The sequence below is a fragment of the Laspinema palackyanum D2c genome (assembly GCF_025370875.1).
Lineage (GTDB): Bacteria > Cyanobacteriota > Cyanobacteriia > Cyanobacteriales > Laspinemataceae > Laspinema > Laspinema palackyanum.
In genome coordinates, this window is record NZ_JAMXFD010000002.1 from 380,831 (window position 1) to 404,274 (window position 23,444).

Genomic DNA, 23,444 nt, shown 5'->3' on the forward strand with positions numbered 1-23,444 from the left:
TAAAAGCCGAATTGGGTATCAACAGGACTTGTGCAATATTTAACATAAACCACAAATGTAGCGGCGATTCGCTAATCGCTTCTACATTTGTGGTTTATGGTCTAAGAATGCGTAAATTTTGCCTAAAAATGCTATACTGACCAGGGTAAAACTCTCAAATTTGATATCCTAGTAACCGTTAACAATTTCATCTCTATGAACATTGATCCAATTTTAACGAATGATTGGCATCCCGTAGCGGCAGTGCGTGATTTACCCGAAAAAACCATCACTCCTGTGCGCTTATTGGGAGAAGAATTGCTGCTGTGGCAGTCGGGCGATCGCATCATGGCATGGCAAGATATTTGTCCTCACCGAGGTGCCCGACTCTCTCAGGGCAAAGTTTGCGGAGATACCCTCGTTTGTCCCTATCACGGACTCGCCTATAATCCCGAGGGTCAGTGCGTTTTGATTCCCGCCTATTCTACCCCCAAACCCCCTCCCAATATGCGCGTTAAAGCTTATGCCTGTGTCGAACGCTATGGGTTAGTTTGGGTCAATTTAGGTGAACCTGAAACAGCGCTATCCTCAGATAAAATTCCACCCTTTTTAGAGTGGGAGGATGCAAATTTTAGGAAATTTTTATGCGGTCCGTTCCGCTATCAATCCAGTGGGTTGCGGGCGATGGAAAATTTTATTGATGTCTCCCATTTCCCCTTTGTCCATGATGGATTTCTCGGGGATGCCAATCATACCGAAGTATCAAACTATGAAGTGACAACCGATGCTGAAGGTATCAGTTTAAACAACCTCAAGGTTTGGCAACCGGACCCCGATGGTACCGGAGTTGGGGGTGAAGTGACTTACAATTATCGGATATGGCGTCCGTTAACTGCATCCTTTGCTAAAGCAGCACAAGGGGGAAAATTAGGATTATTTTTTACCATTACTCCCTTAGAGGAAGAGATGTGTCTAGGGTGGATGTGGATTGCTATGAATTACGGACAGGATATTCCCGAGGAAGATTTGCGGCAGTTTCAAGAAACCGTAGTTCAGCAGGATATCCCCATTGTAGAATCCCAACGTCCCAAACGGTTGCCTCTGGATTTAGCAGCAGAGGTGCATTTAGCTTGCGATCAATCCGCGATCGCCTACCGCAAATGGCTCAAACGCTTAGGCGTTACTTATGGTACCGTATAAATCAGAATCGGGATGCAGCATTGCCGCATCCCGACTCCGGGGAAATTACAAGAAATGTGAGGCGACTACCCCAGGGACAACTAAGGAGTTGCAACTAAGTAAGGAGAGGGAATCGCTTCTGCTTTGCCCGCATTCACCAACGCTTGGTAGACAAAGGCAGCGACTTCCGCGCGAGTTGCTTCCCGGTTCGGATTGAATTGACCAATTTGGGGATAGTTTACCACCAGTTGATTTTCCGTTGCCCCGGCTACTGCTGTCAAGGCATAGTCTGGAATTTGTGCCGCATCATTGTAGCGCGAGAGGGAGGCAGTATCATTGGTGCGTAATCCCAATCCGCTGACTAAGGCAACGATCGCCTGGACTTTCGGAATTTCTTGGTTAGGACGGAATACCCCTTCGGGATACCCTGCCAGGAATCCGCCTCGGTACGCCACGGAAATCGCCTCGGCACCCCAGAAACTGCTTGTTACATCCCGGAACGCCATTCCCTGCCGTTGTGCTGCTGGTGCAAATGCTTTGGTAACGATCGCCGCAAATTGGGCACGAGTCACAGGTTCGTTGGGTTTAAATGTGCCATCGGGGAATCCGGCAATAATCCCTTTTTTCGTCAACGCGCTGATATACGCTTGCGCCCAATGTCCTTCTACATCCTGAAAGGCGATTTGCACATCGGCGGGAACAAAGTTAATCGAACCGATAATGCGATCGCGATCGATATCATTCCCCACCGCCTGAATCAATTCCGAAGACACACTATATAACGCATGGCGTCCATTATTGCGGATGCGGTTCTGTCCCTCACTGGATGCCGTCCCCAAGTCCGGACGTGCGGAAGAGATGACTACAATCCCATCCCGTTCATTGCCCTCGATCGCATTCTCCCGTATGACAGGGGTTGCAGAATTGGAAATCACCATCCCATCAATATTCTGGGAAATCGTATTCCCAATCACCATCACCGAGGAAGTTCCCCCGATCGCCAACCCAAATCCCGTCTTCTGGAAAGTGTTCCCGCGAACTTCCCCCCCTGCTTCCCGGGCGATGGAAATTCCGTTTGCCTCATTCTCAATAAACACGTTACTTTCAATTTTCGGTGAGGCATTGCCGGTGACGAAAATCCCATCCCGACGGCTATTTTTGAACGTGCTATTCCGAACCACAGCATTGGTGGATTCAATCCATAACCCAGTGCCACTGCCATTGGGGTTGGTAATCGTTACCCCTTCAATGATACTATTATTCGCAGCATTCACCGTTACATTTTGACTGGCAAAGGTGCGACTCAGATAAGTACCCCCGCCAATAATCAGCACCCCTTGTCCTTTATTGCTGCTATTTCCGCGCAGGGTGACTCCAGATTTGGCGGGAAGAGGAAACGATTCGCCGGTATCTTTGCTATAGGTTCCGGCAGCTAATTGAATCACCGTACCTGTTTGAGCTTTTTGCAACGCATAAGTGATGGTGCGATAAGCTGCTGCTTCACTGGTTCCGGCATTGGTATCCCGTCCCAGTTGGGGATTGACATAGAGAACATTACTGGTGGCAGCAGCAATGGGGATATCGCCGGTTCTCACTTGGGCGATTGTTGGCAGTACGGTTGCTGCACCTGTACAAAGTAATAAGGCAGCTAAACTGGCCGGTAGAGAGGCGATGACGCGACGAGAATTAGATTTATTGTTCATAACAGTAGAAGATTGAGAGGTAGAATATTGACGTTTCATAATTAGGTGCTAGTTAGAACGTCGATTGATTTTTCACACTCTCAATCTAGGCAGTTTCTCCTCAGTACGGGAAACCGATTGGGTCACTCTTTTAACTGACTCCTATACTGCAAATTGCGCCAATTTCCCCAGAAAGTGCAGACTGTCTGGGAATGCATCCTGGGGAGAATTTATATTTAGACAGAGAATAAAGGTAAACTGTAGGACAGTCCAGGAAGTGGTATAGCGATCGCCTGTAATCATGCCCTACAGGTTTCAGGGTATTACCCCAACCCTCCTCTGGACAAAATCCCCAAACTATGACATTTTAATACCCAATGCGCCGGAAGCAATCAGGAGCGATCGCCAGAGTCAGTATAAGTCAGCGTTGCCACAATTTCCCGGAGGCGATCGCGCAAATTGCTGTATGCCACCTCATCCAACACCGGGAATGAGTCTACGGTAGCGACTGCCTCGGTTAGCTGTATCCAGGACTTACATCCGCCATAAGCCTGACTATAAGCAATTTCTCGCGGTTCAGCAAGACGATAGGTCCGCAACAGCAACAGATACAGGGGTTGGCGGGGTTTCCACTGGAGGCGATCGCCCACAAAGCGATCGTTCCAAATGTGATAGGGTAGCAACTCCGATTGCACAGATGCAGCAATTTCCTCCGTTTCCACGGCGATCGGCCACAAATCGGTAATACTCGCCCAACTACCAATCCGCACCCGTTCTGGATGCCATCCCGACCCCACTGGGGTGACATTCTCAGCATAGTCCGACTTGAGCAACTCAGGTTTTTGATGCTCAAACGTTGGATACAGCAACACCTCCGACTCCGGAACCTGGAAGCGACCCCCCACTTCCCGAATCCCGCCTTTGCGGAGTAACAGGATAGTCTCCCCTCGTTCTAACGCTTCCACCGCAGTCGCCCATTCCTTCAAAGCAGCCGTTAATTCCATGCAAACACCCCTGTTGAGACGAATCGTTAAAATAAGAAAGACAACTGTAAAAAGTCGTCTTTATTCTAGTTTAAGAGGTCAACATGGAAACGAGAACATTAGGCAAATCCGAGTTAAAAATTACCCCCATCATTATGGGAACCTGGCAAGCTGGGAAAAAGATGTGGGTAGGGATAGAAGATAATGATATCATCCAAGCCCTCCGCGCTGCCTATCACGCTGGAATTACCACCTTTGATACAGCGGAAGTGTATGGAGATGGATATTCAGAAAAAATCGTCGCCTCGGCCCTGTCTGATGTGCGAGAAAATGTCATTTATGCTACAAAAGTTTTCTCCAACCATCTGAAACCAGACCAAGTAATTGAAGCTTGCGATCGCTCTTTAAAAAACCTCAAAACCGACTATATCGACCTCTATCAAATTCACTGGCCCTCGGGAACCTGGGGCGGTGAAAAGGTCCCCATTTCCGAAACAATGGGAGCAATGGTCAAACTGAAAGAAGAAGGCAAAATTCGGGCAATTGGTGTCTCCAACTTTAACCGTGCCCAAATGGAAGAAGCAGCGCAATATGGACAAATTGATAGTTTGCAACCCCCCTATTCCTTATTCTGGCGAAAAATCGAAACTGACCAAATGCCTTACTGTGTAGAAAACAATATTTCAATTCTCTCCTATTCTTCCCTCGCCCAGGGACTCTTAACCGGCAAATTTGGACCGGATCATCAATTTGCAGAAGGTGACCATCGCTCTAAAAATAAACTCTTTTCTGATAAGGAGAATTATGCTCGGGTTCAAGAAGCCTTGGACAAACTTCGACCGATTGCCAGTCGCCATCATTGTACCCTAGCCCAACTCTCCTTAGCCTGGTTAATTGCTCAACCCCAAACCTGTGCCATTGTAGGCGCAAGAAACGAGCAACAGGCCACGGATAATGCCAAAGCCGCCGATGTGAACTTATCCCCAGAAGAGGTCCAAGAAATTGATGCGATCGGGCGAATTGTTACCGACAAACTCGATGAGAATCAAGTGATGTGGAACTTCTAAACCTCCGGTTATAAACAGACCCCTGACCTAGGCGATCGGGTTGGGGGGATGACCCAGATTTGTTAAGTCTAAAATAGGCTAATTTTGGGCGAAATTCCGAGATTTAAAACCTGCAAAAAATACCGGGATGTTTCATTTTCCCAACAAACATACAAGCTATACAAAATTCATCTTGAGCGCTTCAGGATTGAGGGTGATAATTTTATCTCATCAGGGCTTTGAAAAGCACCTCATGAGTCCGGGAACTGCTATAAAACTGCTTAAAGAAAAACCTGACCCCGTTTTATTGAGTCAGATTTGGACTGTACCTATCAGCCTTCCTCTGGGGTCGGTCCCGACTAAATTGGCGAAGGTATGGGTAAAATCATCAGATTTTTCTGGTCCCCCATCTCTCCGCCACTACGGTACTGAGGCTCTAGAGTTGCCAGGGACGAATCACATTAGGGGCGGCGACAGCGCGAAAATGAATGGCTTCTGCGGGTTGATACTGGACATCATAGACCCCAGACCAGGAGGCGAGCAGGCGATCGCCCAAGTGAAAGATTTTATCCGTTGGCAATGGACCCTGTTGCCCGGTCCAAGGAATGCCCGGAATGCTATTATAAGCCCCGGACAAAATTCCCGTGATTACGGTCGTCACAGCAGATTGACTACCCGTCCGCGTGGCACGACTGATGGATAATCGAAAGTCTTCTAGGGTACTCAGAAGACAGTAAAATCCAAGGGCAAAGGGGAGGCTGGCGGTCCCCTCAGTCCGGGTCAATTGTTCTCGAACCCGTTCTAAACTGGCACCTTGAGCGAGGAGGGTTTCGACGGTTGCCAGTTGGGGAATCAGCGGGGAGGGGGTTTCCTGGAGATAAGCAATAGTTTCTCCAATCAAACTGTGCCGGTTCAGCCGTTCCGTCAGACTGGCGGCGATCGCATACCCCAGGGCCAAGAGTCCATCTCTTTCGGATAAGGGGATTGACAAACGGTCACTAATCTGATATAGAGTTGTTCGCAAAAATTCTAATTGTTCGTGGTAGAAGAGGAGAACCGGAAGCACAGCCATCAGGCGATCGGCCCCTAAGATTGCCGTCGATTCAATTCCCTCGGACCGTTGAGACACCGAGGCAACTGCCTCAAACCAACTTGAGGAGTCAAATCCGCCATTTTGGATTAAACTTTTCCCACTCGCCACCAGGTATTCATCTTCCCCGGGCCTCGGGCGCACCTCAAGCAGAGGGCCGCTCAAGGAAATCATCCCGCTTCCTATCCCGTAGCCTATATTAGCACCGAGTAGGGTTCCCTGAAACCGACTTAAAACTGAATATCGCATTCCGATCACAATTGCCCGTGAATATTATATAGAGCGAGTCTAAATCAGTTTGTTATAGAAAATGCTGGCGATTCAGGCTCCCGATCAACAGCAAGCCGATCGCATTCCACCTCTGTCTAATAGCCAAGGGGAAAACCTGGGGGAGACAATCATAACATTCGAGGCAACTTTGAGGCATCCATGAAACAAATCCTACTGGCGATCGCCTTCTGGGTGACTAGCGCAATTCCCCTGCAAGCTGAGAACCCCCTGCACCTGCAACAACTCTTCAATACCCGAGACTGTCCGAACTGCGAACTCAGCGGCATCAACCTCAGCGGGGCGAACCTGAACGGGGTCAACCTCAGCGGGGCGAACCTGAACGGGGTCAACCTCAGCGGGGCCAATCTCAGTGGGGCCAATCTCAATGGAGCCTCTCTGCTCAATGCCAACCTGATGGGGGCCAATCTCAGAAGTGCCTCCTTAATCGTCACCAACCTCAGTGGTGCAATTTTGCATGAAGCGGACTTAAGGGAGGCGGATTTATATGGGGCGATCGCCCCTCATGCCGAATTCAACTTCGTCAACCTCGTGGGTGCCTCTCTCCCCAAAGCCAATCTCTATCTCTCCGATTTAACGGAAGCGGACCTCTCCACCGCCAACCTAGAAGGTGCCAACCTAGAACGCGCCGACTTAACCGATGCCAAACTCCGGAATACCATCCTGATTGACGCCTCCCTCTGTCGCGCCATCATGCCTGATGGTTCTGTCTCGGAAATCGGTTGTCCCCCAGCCGAACCGGCACCTGAACCGGCACCTGAACCGGCACCTGAACCGGCACCTGAACCGACACCTGAACCGGCACCTGAACCGGCACCTCTTCCGCCACCGCCACCACCGCCAGTTACCCGGTAGTCATTGGGATAACTAGCCATAAGTCGAATGTGACTCTCCAACCAAGTCCCGTAAAATAGGTGGATTCCATCTCAGGCGATTGATGCGGTACCGCGCAACTCGCGGCAGGACGAGTCTTTATGAAAAAAATCAGAACCCTAGTTCAGCGTAAAAGTGCGAAAAAATATCCTCAAGCCTCTACAGTAGAGGGTCAATTTGAGTCGCGTCCTTTCCCCTCACCCACCGAGGCATCCCCGGAACAGACCCCGGGGGTCCAAGCCGAATCCGAGGGGAAAAAGCGTCAGGGTTTCAACTTTGCCAATATTGATATCTTTCCACCGGAGGAATCAGAAACCCCGGGGGTCCAACCCACGATTCAGCGTCAGGGTGGCGATCGCCGCGAATCAGAGGCAGAGTTGATCAAGCCGGATGCAGAGGCAACCGCCACTCCCGAGACCCTGCAACTCAAGGAAGAGGAAGAACTCCAAACCCAGGCAACTGCCACTCCCAAGGAGGAATTAACCGTCAATGCCGCAGCGGAAACAGCCCTTCAGAGAAAAGGCAAAGACCGCCACGCGCCAGTAGACGATCGCCATAGTATCAGTGACCCCTACATCGAACCCACGCGCTGGTTAGAAACCCTCAAACGGGAACGAGTCGCGGATTTATTTCGCACCCCTGGAGGATTCGACGGTCATGTTGAACAGATCCAAATCGAAATCAACCGGCTGATTTCAGAACGCAATCGGCGCAAGTTAGAAGGTCAAAGCGGGGAAGAAGTGGTGCAATATACAACCGCCTTGAATACCTTGCGAAATTCCCTGATTGCCAGTGCCCAATCCGCAGAATTTGATTTTGCCAAATTTGGGATTACTTTTGCGCCCCTAGGCTCGGACCTTTATCTCGAATGTACCGATGGTCAGGTCAAAGTTGATGGCAAGCCTGTCTAAGTCTAGGCACGGCCATGCCGTGCCTTTTTGTGGGGGTTAAATTCCCGGAATTTCCGATAATTTTGACTCTAATTCTTCCACCTTAAACTGGGTCGCTTCCATCCATTCCTCGGTGGTAAAATCATATCCATCTTGACGAGCCATCGCGACTAATTTATCTAAGCTGGGAGCCGAATTATATTTTTCTTTAAGGGAAGGATTGGCTTGCACTGATCTAAACAGTCGAACAACTTCGGCTAGTGCCATTTGAGATTCCTCCAAATATTCAATATCAGTCTATCAACTGAAACATTCCCCTCAATTCTAAAACAACTTTTAAAAAACAACCAGGTTATGTCTAAAGATATTGGCAAAAAATTAGCCCAAGAAGCCGGTAGACGAGAACTCAGTCGAATCATCATGCGGGGTTCCTCCATGAAAATGGGGATGAAGAATCGCCTGTTCCGATTCGTCCCGGCTCCATTCCAATGGGTGATTCCCTTTGTGCAGCAAAACTTAAAGATTCAACCGCCCAAACTGGCCGAATTAAAATTCCAGCTACCCGGAGTATTTCGGAAAAGTCAAGACATCACCAAACAGTCAGAGCAACTCGCCCCAGAAATTGAAATAGGGACGCTACCGGAAGTTTTTCAACCTGTTAAACCCCTGTATTCAAAGTATGATTGCCCCCGAGGGAATCCTTTAAGCTGCGAAGTGGCTCAAGAGACCCTGGAGGCAAAACCCCAAGCCAAATATTGCCGACAATGTGGGTTTCCGGTTCCTTTAGCACCGGAAACCAAAATCCGAGGCGATCGCGGAACTTACCAAATTGAAAGATTGCTGCGCCATCGGGGAATGGGACGGCTCTATGAAGCGATTCAAATTAGCGATCGCCAACCCGTCATCCTCAAAGAATATGTCTTACCCAAACGCTATTTTAACTCCGAAGAAATTCGCCAGCGCAAAGACTTATTTCGGTTAGTCGCTGGGATTAATTTAGCCGATGGTCGCATCCAGGACCAGCGGCTGATTTCCCCCTGGGAGGCAGTCGCCCCCTTACGCGAAGAACGCTGCTATCTCATCACCAAAGGACAAATCGACGCCTTCCCCACCCTGTCCAGCTACCTCCTAGAAACAGGACCCTTTACTAGCCCCCAAGTTCGTCAAGTCCTCGACCAAGTATTACAAAGCTTAGAGTTTCTCCATGAGCAGAAATTTCGCCTGCGGTCCGGTGCACTGAAACAGGGAATCATTCATGGAAACCTCAGTTTAGATAGCCTAATTTTTGTCCCCAATACCCAAGGCTTCTTTATTTATTTATGCGATTTAGCCCTCTGGGAAAATTTGGGTCAACCCCTCTTATCCGACTCGGGCTATTCCTCTCCAAAACTAGATTTAAAAGCATTAGGATATATCGCATTCTATTTATTAGTGGGACGGACATTTAACCCCAAATCTGAACAGGAACTCGACCCCAGGTTAGAGGACGATTGGCCAGTGGGCATACATCCGGGACTGAAAGATTTTATTTTAAACTTAATTGGAGGGGGAACTAAAACATTTGAAACCGCTCAAGTGGCGCGGCAAACTCTGCTCAAATTATCCGGTGAATGGTGGCTTGGGGATGGCAGCGTGATTCCCTCGGGAATACCGGAAGCAGTCGTGATTGAAACCGTTGAAAAAAAACGCCGTCAACGCACCCGAATTTTAGCATTTTTATTGGGAACTTTAGGTTTAATATTACTCGCCCTGTTAATTTGGTGGGCAATGGTGAATCGGCAGCAACAATCGGTGGCAAAAGACCCGGTTTGTTGTATTGACAAACTAGCCGGTATTCCCCTGGGAAACTTTACCTACACCGCATCAGTAAATGGCACTTGGAGTTATTTACTCCAGCAACCCAATTTAATTGCCCCCAGCAGAACGTTAGAGCAAGAGTTACAACAACGCCTCCAACCAGAAGACCCCAGTGAACCGCCGAAATACACCTTTCGCTATTTACCTGAACCCACGTCAACCGAGGCGATCGCCAAGGTTTTATCGGGAGAAACTGACTTTGCCATTACCAATTTGCTCAATGCTCGCACCGCTTACGATAATTTAATTCACACTCAAATCGGCTATCGAGAATTTGCTTATGATGGCATTGTGGTGTTCGTTCCCTTCAGCTATTCTCGCCGAGAAAATGGCCTCCCCCAACGGTTAAATGGAAGCATTACCTTCGACCAATTACGGCAACTTTATACGGGTAAAATTACCAATTGGCAAGAATTAGGCGGTCCCAATCTTCCCGTCAAACTCTATATTCCCAATGAAGAAGAAGCGTTGCGAATCTTTGAACAGCGCGTGCTCAAAGATGAACGGGCGATCGCTGAATTTCAGAACCTCCTGAAAACCCCAACCACCGCCGATACCCTCGTCAGAATTCCCGCCACAATTACCCCACTTTCTACCTTCAATATGCTGCGAACCGTTATCCGAGATTTTGAAGATAGAAATATTGGCAGTATTGGATTTGCCCCCTTGAGTCAAGTCTTTGGACAATGTTCCGTTTATCCCCTCGCCTTAAGTGAGGGGAACCAACCTCCGGTTTCTCCCTTAGTTAGAACTCTGGATAACCAACCGATTTCTCCCCAGACTGACTTATGTAATAGTAAAGGCAGTTATAGCCCGAATGCGACCGCATTTTCCCAAAATCACTATCCCTTAGCCTATCCTTTGGTAGTGATTTATCCCCGGGATAACCGTCTCCCCTCCGCTGGAGAAAAATTTGCCGAAATTCTCAGGACCCTAGAAGTTCAAACCCTCCTCGATCGCGCGGGACTTATTCCGATTTACCGACAATCTCCCCCCTAATCCAAATCAGTCCAGGACGGGTGAAGTTCGACCTTTGTCTAGTATCCACAACAATCCAACAAACCTAAACTGAGCTATAGTTTTGGGGGCTCAATGCGTCACCAAATCACAGGGGAGTCATTAATTCATGACCAAACAAAATCAGCCGGAAACCCACGGACTGAATTATATTACGGCCAATCGGTTTTATGTAGAGATGCAGGAAACCAACTCCATCTCCGCTTGTTTTAATGAATGTTCGGGGTTGAGCGTTACGGTTAACTATGACACCTATTTTGAAGGGGGAGTCAACAACCAACAGCGAATTATCCTGGGAAACACCCAATTTTCAGAAGTCACCCTCAAAAGAGGGCTAACCAATGATGCCGCATTTTGGGGCTGGGCATCGCGAATGCTGACTAAAATCAGCCCGGAAAATGGCGGGAGTCCCCAGCGTCGGGATATCAATATTTTACTGTTTAACACCGCCGGAGAAACGATTCAGTGTTGGACCCTCATCGGGGCGGTTCCCGTTGCCTGGAGAGCCCCGGCATTAAGGGCAGATGCGGCAACCGTGGCGATCGAAGAGTTATCTTTGGCTTATGAAGGGTTAAATGTTTCCGTGGATACTAACCCCGGTGGCGGTGGCAATGCCCTCGGTGGTGGTAGTAAGATTCACAAGAGTGGCAGGGGTGCCGGTGGGTTCTTTATTTAGGGGTTAAATTATGGTAGAATCTGTGGAAAATTATGGGGAGGAACCGCGCGATCGCAGTCGCCTTTCTGGGTTGAAACCCCTGGGAATTCAAAAACCCTTTTTGCCCCATCAAACCCTGGGACAAAACTCCTTTGAACCTCAATTTTTAGCCCCGATCGCCCGGGAATCTCTAACGGTTCTTAGTTGGAGCGATCGTTTCGCACCCGGTGAGGAGGAAACCGTTGAGGAACGGGAGCAATTTCAGGAGGAACGCCCAGGAGAGAGTCGGGAACTGACCGAAATAGCGATCGCCACCAAAGCAGGACAACCTCTGGGACAGTGGCATTCCATCGGCGATCGCTCAACCCAACTTACCCTCATAACCAACCCGTCGCCGCAACTCCCCCTCACCCTCTCGGTAGAAGAGATTTCCCCGAATTTTCCGGAAGTATCCGCCTTAACTCCCGAAGGGAGTCCTCCTCTGGATCTGGGCATCGCAACTACCACAGACTCCATGCCAACCGCTTGGGCGAATCTGGAAGACTTACTCAGCCAAACCGCTGAAATTGATACAGAAGGGGAATTTGTGTTAACCCCTTGGGGAGTACAACGAGACAGTCCCCCAGAACCCCAGCGCGATCGGTCCCCAGTCCCCGCCCAAAATCCCCCCGACTATCCCGATCCTAGAAGTCGAGAAGTCACCATCACCGCCCCGGGATATGGACCCACACCGGAACCGGAAAACTTAGAGATTTTAGCGCGAAAAGTTTACGATTTGATTAAACAGCGTCTAACAATCGATCGCGAACGGAATGGAGGTCGCTATTCTCGGCGATCGCCCTGGTAAATACAGTATAACTGCACTATTAATAATGAGGAAAAACCCCCATGCCTGGTAATAACGTTGCCTCCGGGAAACTCGAAAAAGCAAAACTAATTTCCCAAGAAAGTGACACCATAGAATTCATGTTCAACCCTACTGAACTGGTATTCGATCAATCCGTTACCCTCAATCCCAGTCGAGGCGCGCGCACCAGTTCTGGATTATCTAAAGTCAGCTTTGCCCATCCCGAACCCTGCACCCTTACCATTAGTAACATCATCTTTGATACCTACGAAACCGGCACCAGCATCCTCCCTTCTATTAATCTTCTCAAACAAGCCGTCAGTTTTGCCACAAAAGGAACTGCCGCCAAAAAACGTCCTCCCACCTATATTTTTGCTTGGGGACAACAACAATATATGCGCTGTTTCGTCACCCGCCTCAGCTATCGATTAACCCGCTTTTTACCCGATGGAACTCCCGTGCAAGCGCGAGTTGATTTGACCCTGACTGAAGTGGATAAAGCAACTGGGAAGTAGGGAGATAGGGGGGATGGGGGAGATTGCGTTTTTTATTGATTAATTATCATCAGAAATTTATACCAAAACCACATTAAGAACCATGACAGCAATCTCTTACTTAGCTCAACCTAGCTTAAAAATAGATGGAACCGAGGCTTCTGAAAAATTAAGGGCAGATATTATAGAAATCTCCGTAGAAGAAAGCCTTCATCAGCCGGGAATGTTTACCCTGATGATTAACAATGACTACTTCCCCGGGACGGGAGAACCCTGGGGACATGAAAAATTATTTGCCATTGGTAAACCCATCGAAATTGGGTTTAGTTCCAGTACCACCGAAGCCCCGGAATTTTCCAAAGGAAAAACCACTGCCAGCCTATTTAAAGGAGAGATTACCTCCATTGAATGTAGTTTTACCGAAACCTCAGAAGCTACCATGTTGATTCGCGGCTATGACGTGGGACATCGGCTGCATCGGGGGAGATATAATCGGTCCTTTCAAAATATGAGCGATACGGATATCCTGAAAAAAGTGATTGGGGAAGTGGGAATCACCAGTGGAACCATTGATTCCAGTGGTTCTCCCCATGATTATGTGTTTCAAGAGAACCAAACTAACATGGAATTTCTGCGGGAACGAGCAACCCGCAATGGATTTGAACTGTTCGTTCAGGATGGAAAACTTAATTTTAGAAAACCTAAAGCAGGCAGCACCTTAGAGTTAAAATGGTTGCAGGATATCCATAGTTTTAGAGTGCGCGTGTCCAGTACAGAACAAGTGAGTTCGGTGGAGGTACGCGGATGGGATTATAAACAAAAAAAAGCCATTGTTTCTAAGGCTGATTCGGCCAAGGTACTGACCACTACCCAATATCAAGAGGGTAAAAAAACCAGTTCTGCCTTCAATGGAAAACCCTCCAAAGCCACGATGATAGTCGTGGATAAACCTGTTTTTAGTAATAAAGAAGCCGATACGATCGCCCAATCGTTGTGCAATGAATTAGGTGGAGAATTTGTCCAAGCCGATGCCGTTGCCGAAGGGAATCCCGACATCCGCACCGGCAAACTGGTCCAATTTGCCGACATGGGAAAATATAGCGGAAAATACTATATTACCGAAGCTCGCCACCTGTATCAAGAAGGGATTTATACCACCGAATTTAGTGTCAGAGGATTGCGGGCGGATGATATTTCCACCACCGTCGCACCAGAAACCCGACTAGAACCGGGACAAACCATGATGGTGGGAGTGGTATCTAATAATAACGACCCGGATGGGTTAGGACGAGTGCGGGTGAAATTTCCCACCCTGACAGAAGAACATGAAAGTAATTGGGCGCGAGTAGTGGCGATCGGGGGTGGACCCGATCGCGGATTTGACTGCTTGCCAGAAATCAACGATGAAGTCCTAGTTGCCTTTGAACATGGAGATATTCATCGACCTTATATCATCGGGGGCGTCTGGAATGGCAAAGATAAACCCCCAGAAAAAGTAGCCGAATCCGTCGCCGGTGGAAAAGTGCGTCTCAGAACGATTAAAACTCGTCTCGGTCATAAATTGCAATTTGTCGAAGAAGATAAAGGCAACAGTAAAAAAGGAATTTATATGGAGACTGTTGAAGGAGATAAACATAAACTGCATCTGAATGATACGGAGAAAAAGATAGAAATGAAAACCAGCGGGTCTCATTACCTGCTGTTAGATGATAAAAACAAAAAACTTGAAGCTAAAACCAAGGGCAGTCATACCGTCTTAATGGATGATAGCAGTAAAAAAATAGAGGTAACCTCTGCCGGGGACATGAACGTGAAAACGGGGAATTCGGGAAGCAGCAACACCCTCAAAGTCAATGCAGGAGAAATTCAACTCACCGGCGCTACTAAAATCGTGCTGAAAGTTGGCTCGAATAGTATTGAAATATCCAATACGGGGATTAAAATTGATGCGATGAAAGTGGAAGTGGTCGGAAAACAAGCAGTCGAGATTAAATCCCCACTTAAAGTTGACATTAGTGGCGCAGCTGAAGTCAATGTCAGTTCAGCCGCGAAAGTTGCGATTCAAGCCGGGGCCTCCCTAGAGGCTAAAGCGGGGGGTAAATTGGATCTCCTAGCAGGCATGGCCTTAAATGGCACTGCAGGGGGTTCGGTAAGTTTGACTGGTGCGGCTGGAGCGACTATTACCACCGGGGCCTCATTCCAAGTGACGGCAGGTGTAACTGCGGGGATTGTAGCACCCCTAATTCGCCTCAATTGTTGAAATACCGGAGAATGCGACTTATGGCTAATGGTCAGTCCCCGGTGAAGCCGTTAAAAATGGGGACTAAATGATCCAGCCCATAATTAGAGAAAAATCATGTTTCCTGTAGCAGTATTAGGAGATCTAGCCGGTGGGAGTCCGATTGTAGGACCCTGTGCACCCACGGTTTTAGTCATGGGACGACCGATCGCCTGTATGGGGGATGCGGTTGCCGGAGCACCGATGGCAGCGGGGACCTTGGTGATGCCTGCTTCGGTGACGGTGTTGGCGATGGGACGTCCCGTAGCGCATACCATGACAATGGCCGTGGGGATGAGCGTCCCGGCACCGATTCCAGTTCCCTTGACGTTACCTGTGGTTGGCACCGGGGTGACCGTGTTGGTTGGACCTCCGTAACCGGGGAACACCCCTTCAGGGGTGACTAAGAACGGTTTTACAAACAGTTTGTAGTGACCCCTTCAGGGGTCAGGGATCACCGAGTGGCTACCATTCCTTGCAGATCAGACTTGCAACTCCTTGACGATGTTGGGTCATCTTCAGACCTCTGAGCAACCGCATCTTCAAGACCAAAACCCCCAGAAATTCCCCGGCCAGTCCACTACACTCGACTTTTGGCGAATATTCCTAAGTCTATAGATTTTAGTAAACTAGCGACTAAAGTCTGTGGGCTAACTGTTTCATGGCAAACGATTACAACCCCCAACCGCCTCGGGATTACGTCGGAACGGGATGGTCATTCCCGTTACGGATCAATGTCCAGGGCAAAATGCAACTGAGTTCCGATGTCCGCAATGTGGAGGAATCTATTCGGCTGATCCTCAATACCAAATTGGGGGAACGGGTTTACCGCCCTAATTTTGGGTCGCGCCTGTCGGAGTTGGTGTTTGCACCGATGAATACTCAAACCCTCTTACTCATCCGAGTCTACATTGAAGAAGCTCTGGAATTGTGGGAACCGAGGATTCTAATCGAGGGAATTTACACCGAACCCGATCCGGTTCGAGGTCGGGTTGAGGTTCGGATTGAATATAGTCTCAAAGACAGTTACGAGACTCGTAGCATGGTCTATCCCTTTTATTTAATGCCGTCATCTTAGGGAACTCCAAAAAATAAAACCGCTAAAACGTTCGGAGTGACTCCATCAAGGAGTCATCTTTAGAGAAACCCGGTCAAGGGGGGACGTTGAACAGTTGGATGATTTATTTTTTGCACTCCCCTTAAAGGGGTCGGGGGTCGTTGGTCCGTTGTCATTTGTAGCCCTGAATAATCAGGACAAACAAACCACAAAGGACCCATGATCCATGACAAAAAACCAATAAAAAATAACCATTATGGACTTTGATTTTTTACCGAATTTACCTAAATCAGATTTAGACGATCGCAAGTTTCAGGACTTGGTGGATGAATGCCTGCTGCGGATTCCGCGCTACTGTCCGGAATGGACGAACTATAATCCCAGTGACCCTGGGGTAACCCTGGTGGAACTGTTCGCCTGGATGACGGACCAAATGTTGACCCGGTTTAATCAGGTGCCCCGTCGGAATTATGTGACGTTTTTAGAGTTGTTGGGGGTGCGCTTACGTCCACCCACTCCGGCTAAAACGGAGGTGACGTTTTATATGAGTGCCACCTTACCGGAGAATTACACGATTCCCGTAGGGACGGAGGTGGCGACGGTGCGGACGGAAGAGGAAGAGGCGATTGTGTTTAGTACCGATGCGCCGGTGGCAGTGGGGAAACCTCGGATCCGGCATTTGTTAACGGCACCGTCAGCGGAACAGGAACCCCAGATTTTGCGCGATCGCTTCATCGGGTCTTGGCGCATGGAACGCACTGGGGAATGGCAAGGGTTAGAGTTACCCTTTTTTGACGATACTCCTGAACCGGGCAATTGCTTTTACCTCGTCTTTGATTCAGAATCACTCATCGAAGGAAATGTCATCGCCCTCACCCTGAAAGGGGAAGCTGCTACCTCCACCGGGATTAACCCCGAGATGCCTCCGAGGCGGTGGGAAGGGTGGAATGGGGAACGGTGGCAACCTATCCTCCTCCATGAATCGGACGATAAAACCCAAGGGTTCAGTTTTAGCGAAATCGTCCGCCAAGGGGGCGACCCCCTCTCTGGGGCTGATGTGGTGCTACATACCCCGAAAACTTGGCCGGTGACGAACTTTTTTACCTACCAAGGTCGGTGGATCCGCTGCGTTTATACCCAACCGGGGACTTATCAAGCGGGATATACGCGATCGCCTCGCATTGTCGGGTTGAGCGCCCGGTCCATTGGCGGCAGTGTCACCGCTTCTCAAAGCACTCTAATTCGCAATGAAATCCTCGGGGAAAGCGATGGCAATCCCGGCCAAACCTTTCAGATCCAGGGGGTGCCGGTACTGCCGCGACGAGAAGACGAATATATCCTCGTCACCCCCATCGGGGGGTTACCCCAAATCTGGCAAGAAGTCAATGATTTTTCCACCTCCGGGCCGGAAGACTTGCATTACACCCTGGATTCCCTCACGGGAAAAGTTCAGTTCGGACCCCTGATCCGCGAACCGACGCAATTGCGGGAAAAAATGGCTTGGCGGGCATCGGAACAAGGTGCACGTCAGGGTTCCTTGACTTTAGCCAATGGACGCCAGGGCGATCGCCATGCCTTTGAACCGATGACCGCGACGGGAATCGAGTCGATGGAACGACAATATGGAGCAGTCCCCCCCCGAGGGGCAAATATTCAAATTGTCAGTTACCGCACCGGAGGCGGACTGCGAGGGAATGTCCAAGCCGGAACCATTTTAATTGTCAAATCAGCGGTCCCTTATGTCGCTGCGGTGATTAACCATCTGCCAGGACGAGGGGGGGCCGATAGCGAATCCCTGGATGAAGCGGTAATTCGCGCTCCGCGAATGCTCCGCACCCGCGATCGGGCCGTCACTGTAGAAGACTTTGAAACCCTCACCCTGGAAGCAGGAGCCGGTGCAGTCGCCCGGACCCTCTGCTTACCCCCCACCCACAAATCCGAAGCGGGAACCGTGCGGATGCTCCTGGTTCCCAAACCGGACACCCTCAGCATTGAACGCGGGGAAGGCATTGACCCGGACTTGTTCAACCTCTCCCCAGTCCTGATCAATCGCGTCTTGACCTATCTGGACGAGCGCCGTTTACTGGGAGTCGCCGTCAAATGTAACCAACCCGACTATATGGGGGTATCGGTGCAAACCGAAGTGGCCCTCAAACCCGAATATAAAAACCCCAGCGCCCAACAGCAAATCATCTTTTCCATGCAGGTGGCGCTCTATCGCTTTCTCAACCCCCTCACCGGAGGACCGGACGCGACCGGCTGGCCCTTTGGACGTCCGGTGTATCCCTCCGATATCGTCACCATCCTGCAAAATATTCCCGGGGTCCTCTACCTCGGTTCTGTCCAACTCTTTGAACTGCGCCTCCGGAACGGAGTTTGGGTGCGAAGTCTCCCCCGAGACCCCGTAATCAACCCCGGTCCCTTGGGGTTAGTCTGTTCCTGGCGCAATGATACCCTGCGATCGGGTCACACCATCAGTGTCATCTAAACTCTGTGAAAATCCGTGCAATCCGTGGTTCAACCATCATGACTCAAGCCCGTGACACCCTCCCCTTAAGACTGCAATTGGTGCCCATGCAAGTGCCAGAAGCACCGACTCAGCCGGTGGGACGGTGGCATGAAGCTTTGGAGATTGCCGAAGGGGTGCGATCGCCCACCGTCAACGGCAGGAATGTCTTGCCACCCCCCAGAAATCCCTGTGACCTGGTGTTGCATCCAGGAGAACCCAGCGAAATCCTAGTCAAACTGGAAAACATCGGCCTTCGCACCCTTGCCGTCAATGCAGCGGTGACGGGCAATTTTCCCCCAGAGTGGTGTCAGTTGGGAACCGAAGGTCACGAACTGCCTCCGGGAGGCCAGATGGAAGCGGTCCTCTACTTCAACGTTCCCCCCAACTTCTTCGAGAGTCCAGAGATTATCAGTGCCAATCCTGCACTTTTGGATTTTCAGGGCTACTTGAGCGTCTCCTGCACCGAGGAAAATCGCACCGGAGAACATCGGGATTCCGCTGCCTTCAACCTCTACTTGCGTCCCCGGAGTCTCTACCTGGAATTTTTACCCGAACTCTACCAGGAAGTAGACTTCATCGGTCGATTGCTCTCGATTTTTGAGCAGAGTTTTGAACCCACAGTTCAGGCAATGGATGCAATCTGGGCCTACCTTGACCCCCTGATGGCTCCAGAAAGCCTGTTACCCTTTTTGGCCTACTGGGTGGGTTGGGAAATCGACCCGCACCTGAGTCTGGCACAACAGCGGTATCTCATCCGCTATGCGATCGAACTCTACCGTTGGCGCGGCACTCGTCGGGGATTGCGTTTTTATCTGTATCTTTATACCAATTTGCCTCTGGATGAACATCTTCCCGAAGATGAAAAACATATCAGTATTCAAGAGGTTTTTACTCAGGGATTAGTTATGGGCAGGAGTCTTCTGGGTCAAGATACGATTATCGGAGGGGGACAACCCTATCATTTTATTGTCAAACTGCGACCGGACTATCCTAACCAAATTGATGAAAGATTAGTTAGAAAAATTATCGAACAAGAAAAACCGGCGTTTTGTACTTATGACCTTTATATCAATCCGGTTAATACTGTCCAACGCATTGAGTAGTCCTGGGTCATTTGTCCTTGGTAGCGAGTAATTGTAGTCATTGTAGGGTGGGCACTGCCCACCTACTGTAAGGTGGGCAGTGCCCACCCTACTCTACAACTCCAAAGGACCAACGACCAATGACCAATGACTAATGACCAATGACAAAGAACAACCCTATAATTGGTAACTTCCTAACATGACACTACCTTGGCTCCCTCCTAATATCAAACCTTTAAATCGGCTGCACGTCAGTGATGGACTGTTAATTGATGCCGAACGATGGCGCTTGGCTCATGATTACCACCGCCATCGTCAAAATGCTCATTTTCAATCCTTGAATCAACCGGGAATTGTCAGTGATATGGGGGTGCGGTTAATTGAACCCCCCAATGATATTCCCTCCCAATATCGGGATAAACGATGGGTGCAAATTCAGCCGGGAATTGCGATTGATTTGTTTGGAAATTTGATTGTGATTCCGGAACCCATTGATTTTCGGATTACTTCGGCGGCGCTGATGGGAAAACCGTTGATGGTTTATCTGGTGGTTAGTTATGTAGACCCCGATGGATTGGTGCGGGCGGAAAATGGGAATGGAGATATTGTCACCGAATCCTTTAGAATTGATGAAAAAAACAGCCCTCCGGCAGAGTGGGAGGTCGAACTATGTCGAATTTTGTTGCAACCGGGAGAGGTGGAACTTGCGATCGCTTTAGATGCTTGGTTTCCTGGGGTGAATCATTTAGACCTGCGGTATCGACCCCAAGCGAATGCGCGAACCCAGGCGGTGGTGCGGTTAGCCCAGGTGGTTAAAAATACCCCAGAAGATGCTCAGATTTATGCTAATTTGGCCTATCTGAGTCAGGCGATCGCCGGTCTTTATCCAGTCTGGCAAGGGTTTAATGAAATTGGGCAGTTTACGTTAAATTCTCCCTCGGAGATTAACGACTTAGTGACCTACGATGTCTTATATTTTAAAACCCAACCTTCTCTATCCCTCACTCCTGGGGAGTTTGACATTTTACAGCAGTATATAGAAATGGGGGGAGTGCTGTTAGTGGAGGCATCCATTAAGGGGACAAAAGTCGAGGAATTGATTGGATTACAGTACCAATTGCAAGAGGCGATCGCGCGCCTGGAAATGAGTCTGAGTCTTCCCACCGACCCCAATGAAATCTCCGGAAAAACCCCTGCCGGTTCTCGGGATGAATATCGGGCAAATCACCTAGAAATTAAAAAGTCCTTAGAAGAAGAATTAATCTCCATTAAAAATGCCTTAAGCGAGGAAATTAATACTCTCTCTTCTGCCTTTAAAAAATTTGCCCGAGACTTAGGACTCCCTTTAGAAGACCTAGATACCCTTAGTCGAAATCACCCCCTGAGAACTCAACCTTTTCTATTTTCAGCGTTACCAACGGTCAACGGACAAGCATTAAAAATCTTAGCCGGGGGGGGGATTATCATTTTAATCGGTAGTTTATCCGCCGCTTGGGGATTAGATGAAAAACTGTCTTTAGGCCGAGAAACGATTCGGACCGCCCAAGAAATTGGCATTAATATTTTACATTATGCCCGCACCAGGCGGAAACTCACCCAATTACAAAAAGCGAAAGAATTCGCACCGCCCACCCTACCCGATTCGATTTGATATTAACGGTCCCGTTGCCCGCCAGATGCCAGGGTAAGTTTAAGCCGCATAAGGGGAAAAAAGATGGTTTCAATCCGCAAAGTTCTACCCGCCCTAATCGTTTTTCCAATTTTTGTCGCCGTCGGAGTGACTGGATGGCTCTCCTTTCGCAGTGGACAGCAGTCGGTTGAGATGCTAGTTCGCAAGTTAAGTGAAGAGGTCAGCGATCGCATTGAGTCCGAAGTCGCCATCTATATGAAAAACCCCCAGGTTTTCAATGAATTAACTTTAGCAGCGATTCGCAGTGGCAATTTAGATGTCCAAAATTTAAGACAATTAGAACGGTACTTGTGGTATCAAACCGTTTGGGATAATTCCATCAGCTCTTCTTTTTATGGGAATGAAGCCGGTGAGTTTATTGAGATTAACTTAACCGAGGATGGAAACCGAGTGCTGCGGGTTCGGGAACAAGAAGCCGGTCCCATCCGCAAAACCTATCAACTGGATGAGCAGGGGAATCGACTCGGGGAAATCAGTATCGGTGAGTATGATCCGCGCCAACGACCCTGGTATCAGAAAGCGAAAGCAACGGGGGAAATGAGCTGGAGTCCGATTTACCCTTTTGCTTTCCAAGAGTCGGTCTTGGGGATTACCGCTGTTGCGCCAGTCTATGAGTCAGGGGGAACCCTACAAGGGGTGTTGGGAATTGATATTTCCCTGAATCAACTCAGTGATTTCTTAAACAGTTTAGAAATTTCTCCAGCAGGAGCGGCTTTTATTGTTGAACGGTCCGGTGCAATTGTGGCGAGTTCGGTGGTCGATAATCGGTTAGTTGAGGGGGAAAATAGATCCACGGAAGAACCGGGGAATTCTAATCGAATCTTGGCGATTGAGAGTGCTAATCCCACGATTCAAGGCACTGCACGAGAGTTATTAGCACGGTTTAATCGTCTGGATACGATTCAGACTCCCCAGAATTTTAAATTTTCCCTCGATGGGAAAATGCAACTGGTGGCGTTGACTCCCGTCCAGGATGGTCGGGGTTTGGACTGGCTCGTGGTGGCGATCGTCCCGGAATCAGATTTCATGGGGTATATTTATGAAAATACTCGCAATACGCTTGCCTTGTCATTAGTTGGATTGGTCGGGGCGACTCTGTTGGGAATTGCGATCGCGCGGTGGTTAATTCAACCCCTCTTACGACTCAGTGCCACCGCCCAAGATATCGAACTGGGTAAGTTTGACCCCAATAGTTTAACCGATGTGCTCAACCGTTCCGATGAAGTGGGTCAATTGGCACGAATCTTTCAAGATATGGCCAACAAAATCTATGCGCGTGAGCAAGGATTTAAAGACCAGTTAAGCTTGCTTCAAAACGAGACGGATAAAGCCAAAAAAGCTATGGTCTTAACTCAAATGAGCGATAGCACTTACTTTCAACAGTTGCTGGTTCAATCTAAGCGTACTCGCAGCAAAGCGGAAGAATTTCAAAAAATTGATGTAGCTGAACTGTTAAAAAAAGTCTCTTATTTCCACAGTTTCAGCGATGCGGAAATCCAGCAGTTAATTGAGATGGGATATCGCAAAATATTATATCCTGGTGAATATGTTTGTCGGGAAGATGAGCCCGGAGATGCGTTTTATATTATCCTGGAAGGGTCGGTGGAAATTTTTGTGGAAAAAATTAATAAATTTCTCACCAATTTGGGCGTTGGCACTTTCTTTGGTGAACTTTCCTTGCTGCTAGGAATTCCCCGAACGGCCACGGTAAGAACCCGAGAAGATACGGTTTTATTTGTGCTAGACCGGGAAGGGTTGCAAAAACTCTTAAGGAATTATAAAGATTTAGCCGAACAAATTGCCCAAGCTTTGCATGAACACAAAGCCGAATTAGAATCGAGAAAAGAACTGCTGCAAAAAATGGGTTTATTAGATGATGAAGAGGGGTTCAATCAAAACCCCTTGGGCTGGATCCGCAACCGCATGGCGACGTTATTTGGCTTGTAAT

At 48.9% G+C, this 23,444-nt stretch carries 19 protein-coding genes; 15 read left to right on the plus strand and 4 right to left on the minus strand.

Annotated features, from left to right (window positions below; genetic code table 11):
- Positions 1-195: 195 nt before the first annotated feature.
- Complete coding sequence (locus NG795_RS04315; RefSeq protein ID WP_367287436.1) at positions 196-1,179, plus strand: aromatic ring-hydroxylating dioxygenase subunit alpha; 984 nt, start codon at positions 196-198, stop codon at positions 1,177-1,179.
- 80 nt (positions 1,180-1,259) lie between these two features.
- Here NG795_RS04315 and NG795_RS04320 read toward each other — a convergent pair whose 3' ends face one another.
- Together NG795_RS04320 and NG795_RS04325 are read right to left on the minus strand one after the other, a co-directional pair.
- Positions 1,260-2,900 (minus strand): DUF1565 domain-containing protein, encoded by a 1,641-nt coding sequence (locus NG795_RS04320; RefSeq protein WP_367287437.1) that lies wholly within the window; start codon positions 2,898-2,900, stop codon positions 1,260-1,262.
- Between the two features lie 332 nt (positions 2,901-3,232).
- On the minus strand, positions 3,233-3,844 hold the full coding sequence (locus NG795_RS04325; RefSeq protein ID WP_367287438.1) for a DUF1802 family protein: 612 nt from the start codon (positions 3,842-3,844) through the stop codon (positions 3,233-3,235).
- Between the two features lie 83 nt (positions 3,845-3,927).
- On the opposite strand from NG795_RS04325, the gene NG795_RS04330 reads away from it, so the two are divergent.
- Positions 3,928-4,890, plus strand: coding sequence for an aldo/keto reductase (locus tag NG795_RS04330; RefSeq protein WP_367287439.1), 963 nt, complete (start codon positions 3,928-3,930; stop codon positions 4,888-4,890).
- 415 nt (positions 4,891-5,305) lie between these two features.
- On the opposite strand, the gene NG795_RS04335 is transcribed toward NG795_RS04330, so the two are convergent.
- A complete protein-coding gene (locus NG795_RS04335) occupies positions 5,306-6,208 on the minus strand; it encodes an ADP-ribosylglycohydrolase family protein (protein ID WP_367287440.1) in 903 nt (300 codons plus the stop codon).
- Positions 6,209-6,388: 180 nt separating this feature from the next.
- On the opposite strand from NG795_RS04335, the gene NG795_RS04340 reads away from it, so the two are divergent.
- Positions 6,389-7,102, plus strand: a complete 714-nt coding sequence (locus NG795_RS04340; RefSeq protein WP_367287441.1) for a pentapeptide repeat-containing protein — start codon at positions 6,389-6,391, stop codon at positions 7,100-7,102.
- A 119-nt stretch (positions 7,103-7,221) separates the two neighbouring features.
- Positions 7,222-8,031 (plus strand): hypothetical protein, encoded by an 810-nt coding sequence (locus tag NG795_RS04345; RefSeq protein ID WP_367287442.1) that lies wholly within the window; start codon positions 7,222-7,224, stop codon positions 8,029-8,031.
- Between the two features lie 36 nt (positions 8,032-8,067).
- Here the strand turns inward: NG795_RS04345 and NG795_RS04350 are convergent, their stop codons facing one another.
- A complete protein-coding gene (locus NG795_RS04350) occupies positions 8,068-8,277 on the minus strand; it encodes a Nif11-like leader peptide family natural product precursor (protein WP_367287443.1) in 210 nt (69 codons plus the stop codon).
- 87 nt (positions 8,278-8,364) lie between these two features.
- On the opposite strand from NG795_RS04350, the gene NG795_RS04355 reads away from it, so the two are divergent.
- The 11 genes from NG795_RS04355 (at position 8,365) to NG795_RS04405 (ending at position 23,443) form a co-directional block, all read left to right on the plus strand.
- Positions 8,365-10,866, plus strand: coding sequence for a substrate-binding domain-containing protein (locus tag NG795_RS04355; RefSeq protein WP_367287444.1), 2,502 nt, complete (start codon positions 8,365-8,367; stop codon positions 10,864-10,866).
- A 127-nt stretch (positions 10,867-10,993) separates the two neighbouring features.
- Entirely contained in the window at positions 10,994-11,560 is a 567-nt protein-coding gene (locus NG795_RS04360) for a phage tail protein (RefSeq protein ID WP_367287445.1), read from the plus strand.
- A gap of 10 nt (positions 11,561-11,570) precedes the next feature.
- Positions 11,571-12,386: a hypothetical protein gene (locus NG795_RS04365; protein WP_367287446.1), complete on the plus strand. Its 816-nt coding sequence runs from the start codon at positions 11,571-11,573 to the stop codon at positions 12,384-12,386.
- A gap of 41 nt (positions 12,387-12,427) precedes the next feature.
- Positions 12,428-12,901 carry a CIS tube protein gene (locus NG795_RS04370; RefSeq protein ID WP_367287447.1) on the plus strand — a complete coding sequence of 158 codons (474 nt, stop codon included), beginning with the start codon at positions 12,428-12,430 and terminating at the stop codon, positions 12,899-12,901.
- Between the two features lie 82 nt (positions 12,902-12,983).
- On the plus strand, positions 12,984-15,140 hold the full coding sequence (locus NG795_RS04375; protein WP_367287448.1) for a VgrG-related protein: 2,157 nt from the start codon (positions 12,984-12,986) through the stop codon (positions 15,138-15,140).
- Between the two features lie 96 nt (positions 15,141-15,236).
- Positions 15,237-15,536 (plus strand): hypothetical protein, encoded by a 300-nt coding sequence (locus NG795_RS04380; protein WP_367287449.1) that lies wholly within the window; start codon positions 15,237-15,239, stop codon positions 15,534-15,536.
- Between the two features lie 283 nt (positions 15,537-15,819).
- Complete coding sequence (locus tag NG795_RS04385; RefSeq protein ID WP_367287450.1) at positions 15,820-16,236, plus strand: GPW/gp25 family protein; 417 nt, start codon at positions 15,820-15,822, stop codon at positions 16,234-16,236.
- Between the two features lie 235 nt (positions 16,237-16,471).
- On the plus strand, positions 16,472-18,703 hold the full coding sequence (locus NG795_RS04390) for a putative baseplate assembly protein (protein ID WP_367287451.1): 2,232 nt from the start codon (positions 16,472-16,474) through the stop codon (positions 18,701-18,703).
- Positions 18,704-18,741: 38 nt separating this feature from the next.
- Positions 18,742-19,827: a phage tail protein gene (locus NG795_RS04395; RefSeq protein WP_367287452.1), complete on the plus strand. Its 1,086-nt coding sequence runs from the start codon at positions 18,742-18,744 to the stop codon at positions 19,825-19,827.
- Between the two features lie 178 nt (positions 19,828-20,005).
- Positions 20,006-21,457 (plus strand): hypothetical protein, encoded by a 1,452-nt coding sequence (locus tag NG795_RS04400; protein ID WP_367287453.1) that lies wholly within the window; start codon positions 20,006-20,008, stop codon positions 21,455-21,457.
- Between the two features lie 63 nt (positions 21,458-21,520).
- Positions 21,521-23,443 carry a cyclic nucleotide-binding domain-containing protein gene (locus NG795_RS04405; protein ID WP_367287454.1) on the plus strand — a complete coding sequence of 641 codons (1,923 nt, stop codon included), beginning with the start codon at positions 21,521-21,523 and terminating at the stop codon, positions 23,441-23,443.
- Position 23,444: the final 1 nt, after the last annotated feature.

Bases quoted from the DNA above. Each gene is read 5' to 3' on its own strand.
- NG795_RS04315 (WP_367287436.1), top strand. From the start codon at position 196: ATGAACATTGATCCAATTTTAACGAATGATTGGCATCCCGTAGCGGCA.
- NG795_RS04320 (WP_367287437.1), bottom strand. From the start codon at position 2,900: ATGAAACGTCAATATTCTACCTCTCAATCTTCTACTGTTATGAACAAT.
- NG795_RS04325 (WP_367287438.1), bottom strand. From the start codon at position 3,844: ATGGAATTAACGGCTGCTTTGAAGGAATGGGCGACTGCGGTGGAAGCG.
- NG795_RS04330 (WP_367287439.1), top strand. From the start codon at position 3,928: ATGGAAACGAGAACATTAGGCAAATCCGAGTTAAAAATTACCCCCATC.
- NG795_RS04335 (WP_367287440.1), bottom strand. From the start codon at position 6,208: ATGCGATATTCAGTTTTAAGTCGGTTTCAGGGAACCCTACTCGGTGCT.
- NG795_RS04340 (WP_367287441.1), top strand. From the start codon at position 6,389: ATGAAACAAATCCTACTGGCGATCGCCTTCTGGGTGACTAGCGCAATT.
- NG795_RS04345 (WP_367287442.1), top strand. From the start codon at position 7,222: ATGAAAAAAATCAGAACCCTAGTTCAGCGTAAAAGTGCGAAAAAATAT.
- NG795_RS04350 (WP_367287443.1), bottom strand. From the start codon at position 8,277: ATGGCACTAGCCGAAGTTGTTCGACTGTTTAGATCAGTGCAAGCCAAT.
- NG795_RS04355 (WP_367287444.1), top strand. From the start codon at position 8,365: ATGTCTAAAGATATTGGCAAAAAATTAGCCCAAGAAGCCGGTAGACGA.
- NG795_RS04360 (WP_367287445.1), top strand. From the start codon at position 10,994: ATGACCAAACAAAATCAGCCGGAAACCCACGGACTGAATTATATTACG.
- NG795_RS04365 (WP_367287446.1), top strand. From the start codon at position 11,571: ATGGTAGAATCTGTGGAAAATTATGGGGAGGAACCGCGCGATCGCAGT.
- NG795_RS04370 (WP_367287447.1), top strand. From the start codon at position 12,428: ATGCCTGGTAATAACGTTGCCTCCGGGAAACTCGAAAAAGCAAAACTA.
- NG795_RS04375 (WP_367287448.1), top strand. From the start codon at position 12,984: ATGACAGCAATCTCTTACTTAGCTCAACCTAGCTTAAAAATAGATGGA.
- NG795_RS04380 (WP_367287449.1), top strand. From the start codon at position 15,237: ATGTTTCCTGTAGCAGTATTAGGAGATCTAGCCGGTGGGAGTCCGATT.
- NG795_RS04385 (WP_367287450.1), top strand. From the start codon at position 15,820: ATGGCAAACGATTACAACCCCCAACCGCCTCGGGATTACGTCGGAACG.
- NG795_RS04390 (WP_367287451.1), top strand. From the start codon at position 16,472: ATGGACTTTGATTTTTTACCGAATTTACCTAAATCAGATTTAGACGAT.
- NG795_RS04395 (WP_367287452.1), top strand. From the start codon at position 18,742: ATGACTCAAGCCCGTGACACCCTCCCCTTAAGACTGCAATTGGTGCCC.
- NG795_RS04400 (WP_367287453.1), top strand. From the start codon at position 20,006: ATGACACTACCTTGGCTCCCTCCTAATATCAAACCTTTAAATCGGCTG.
- NG795_RS04405 (WP_367287454.1), top strand. From the start codon at position 21,521: ATGGTTTCAATCCGCAAAGTTCTACCCGCCCTAATCGTTTTTCCAATT.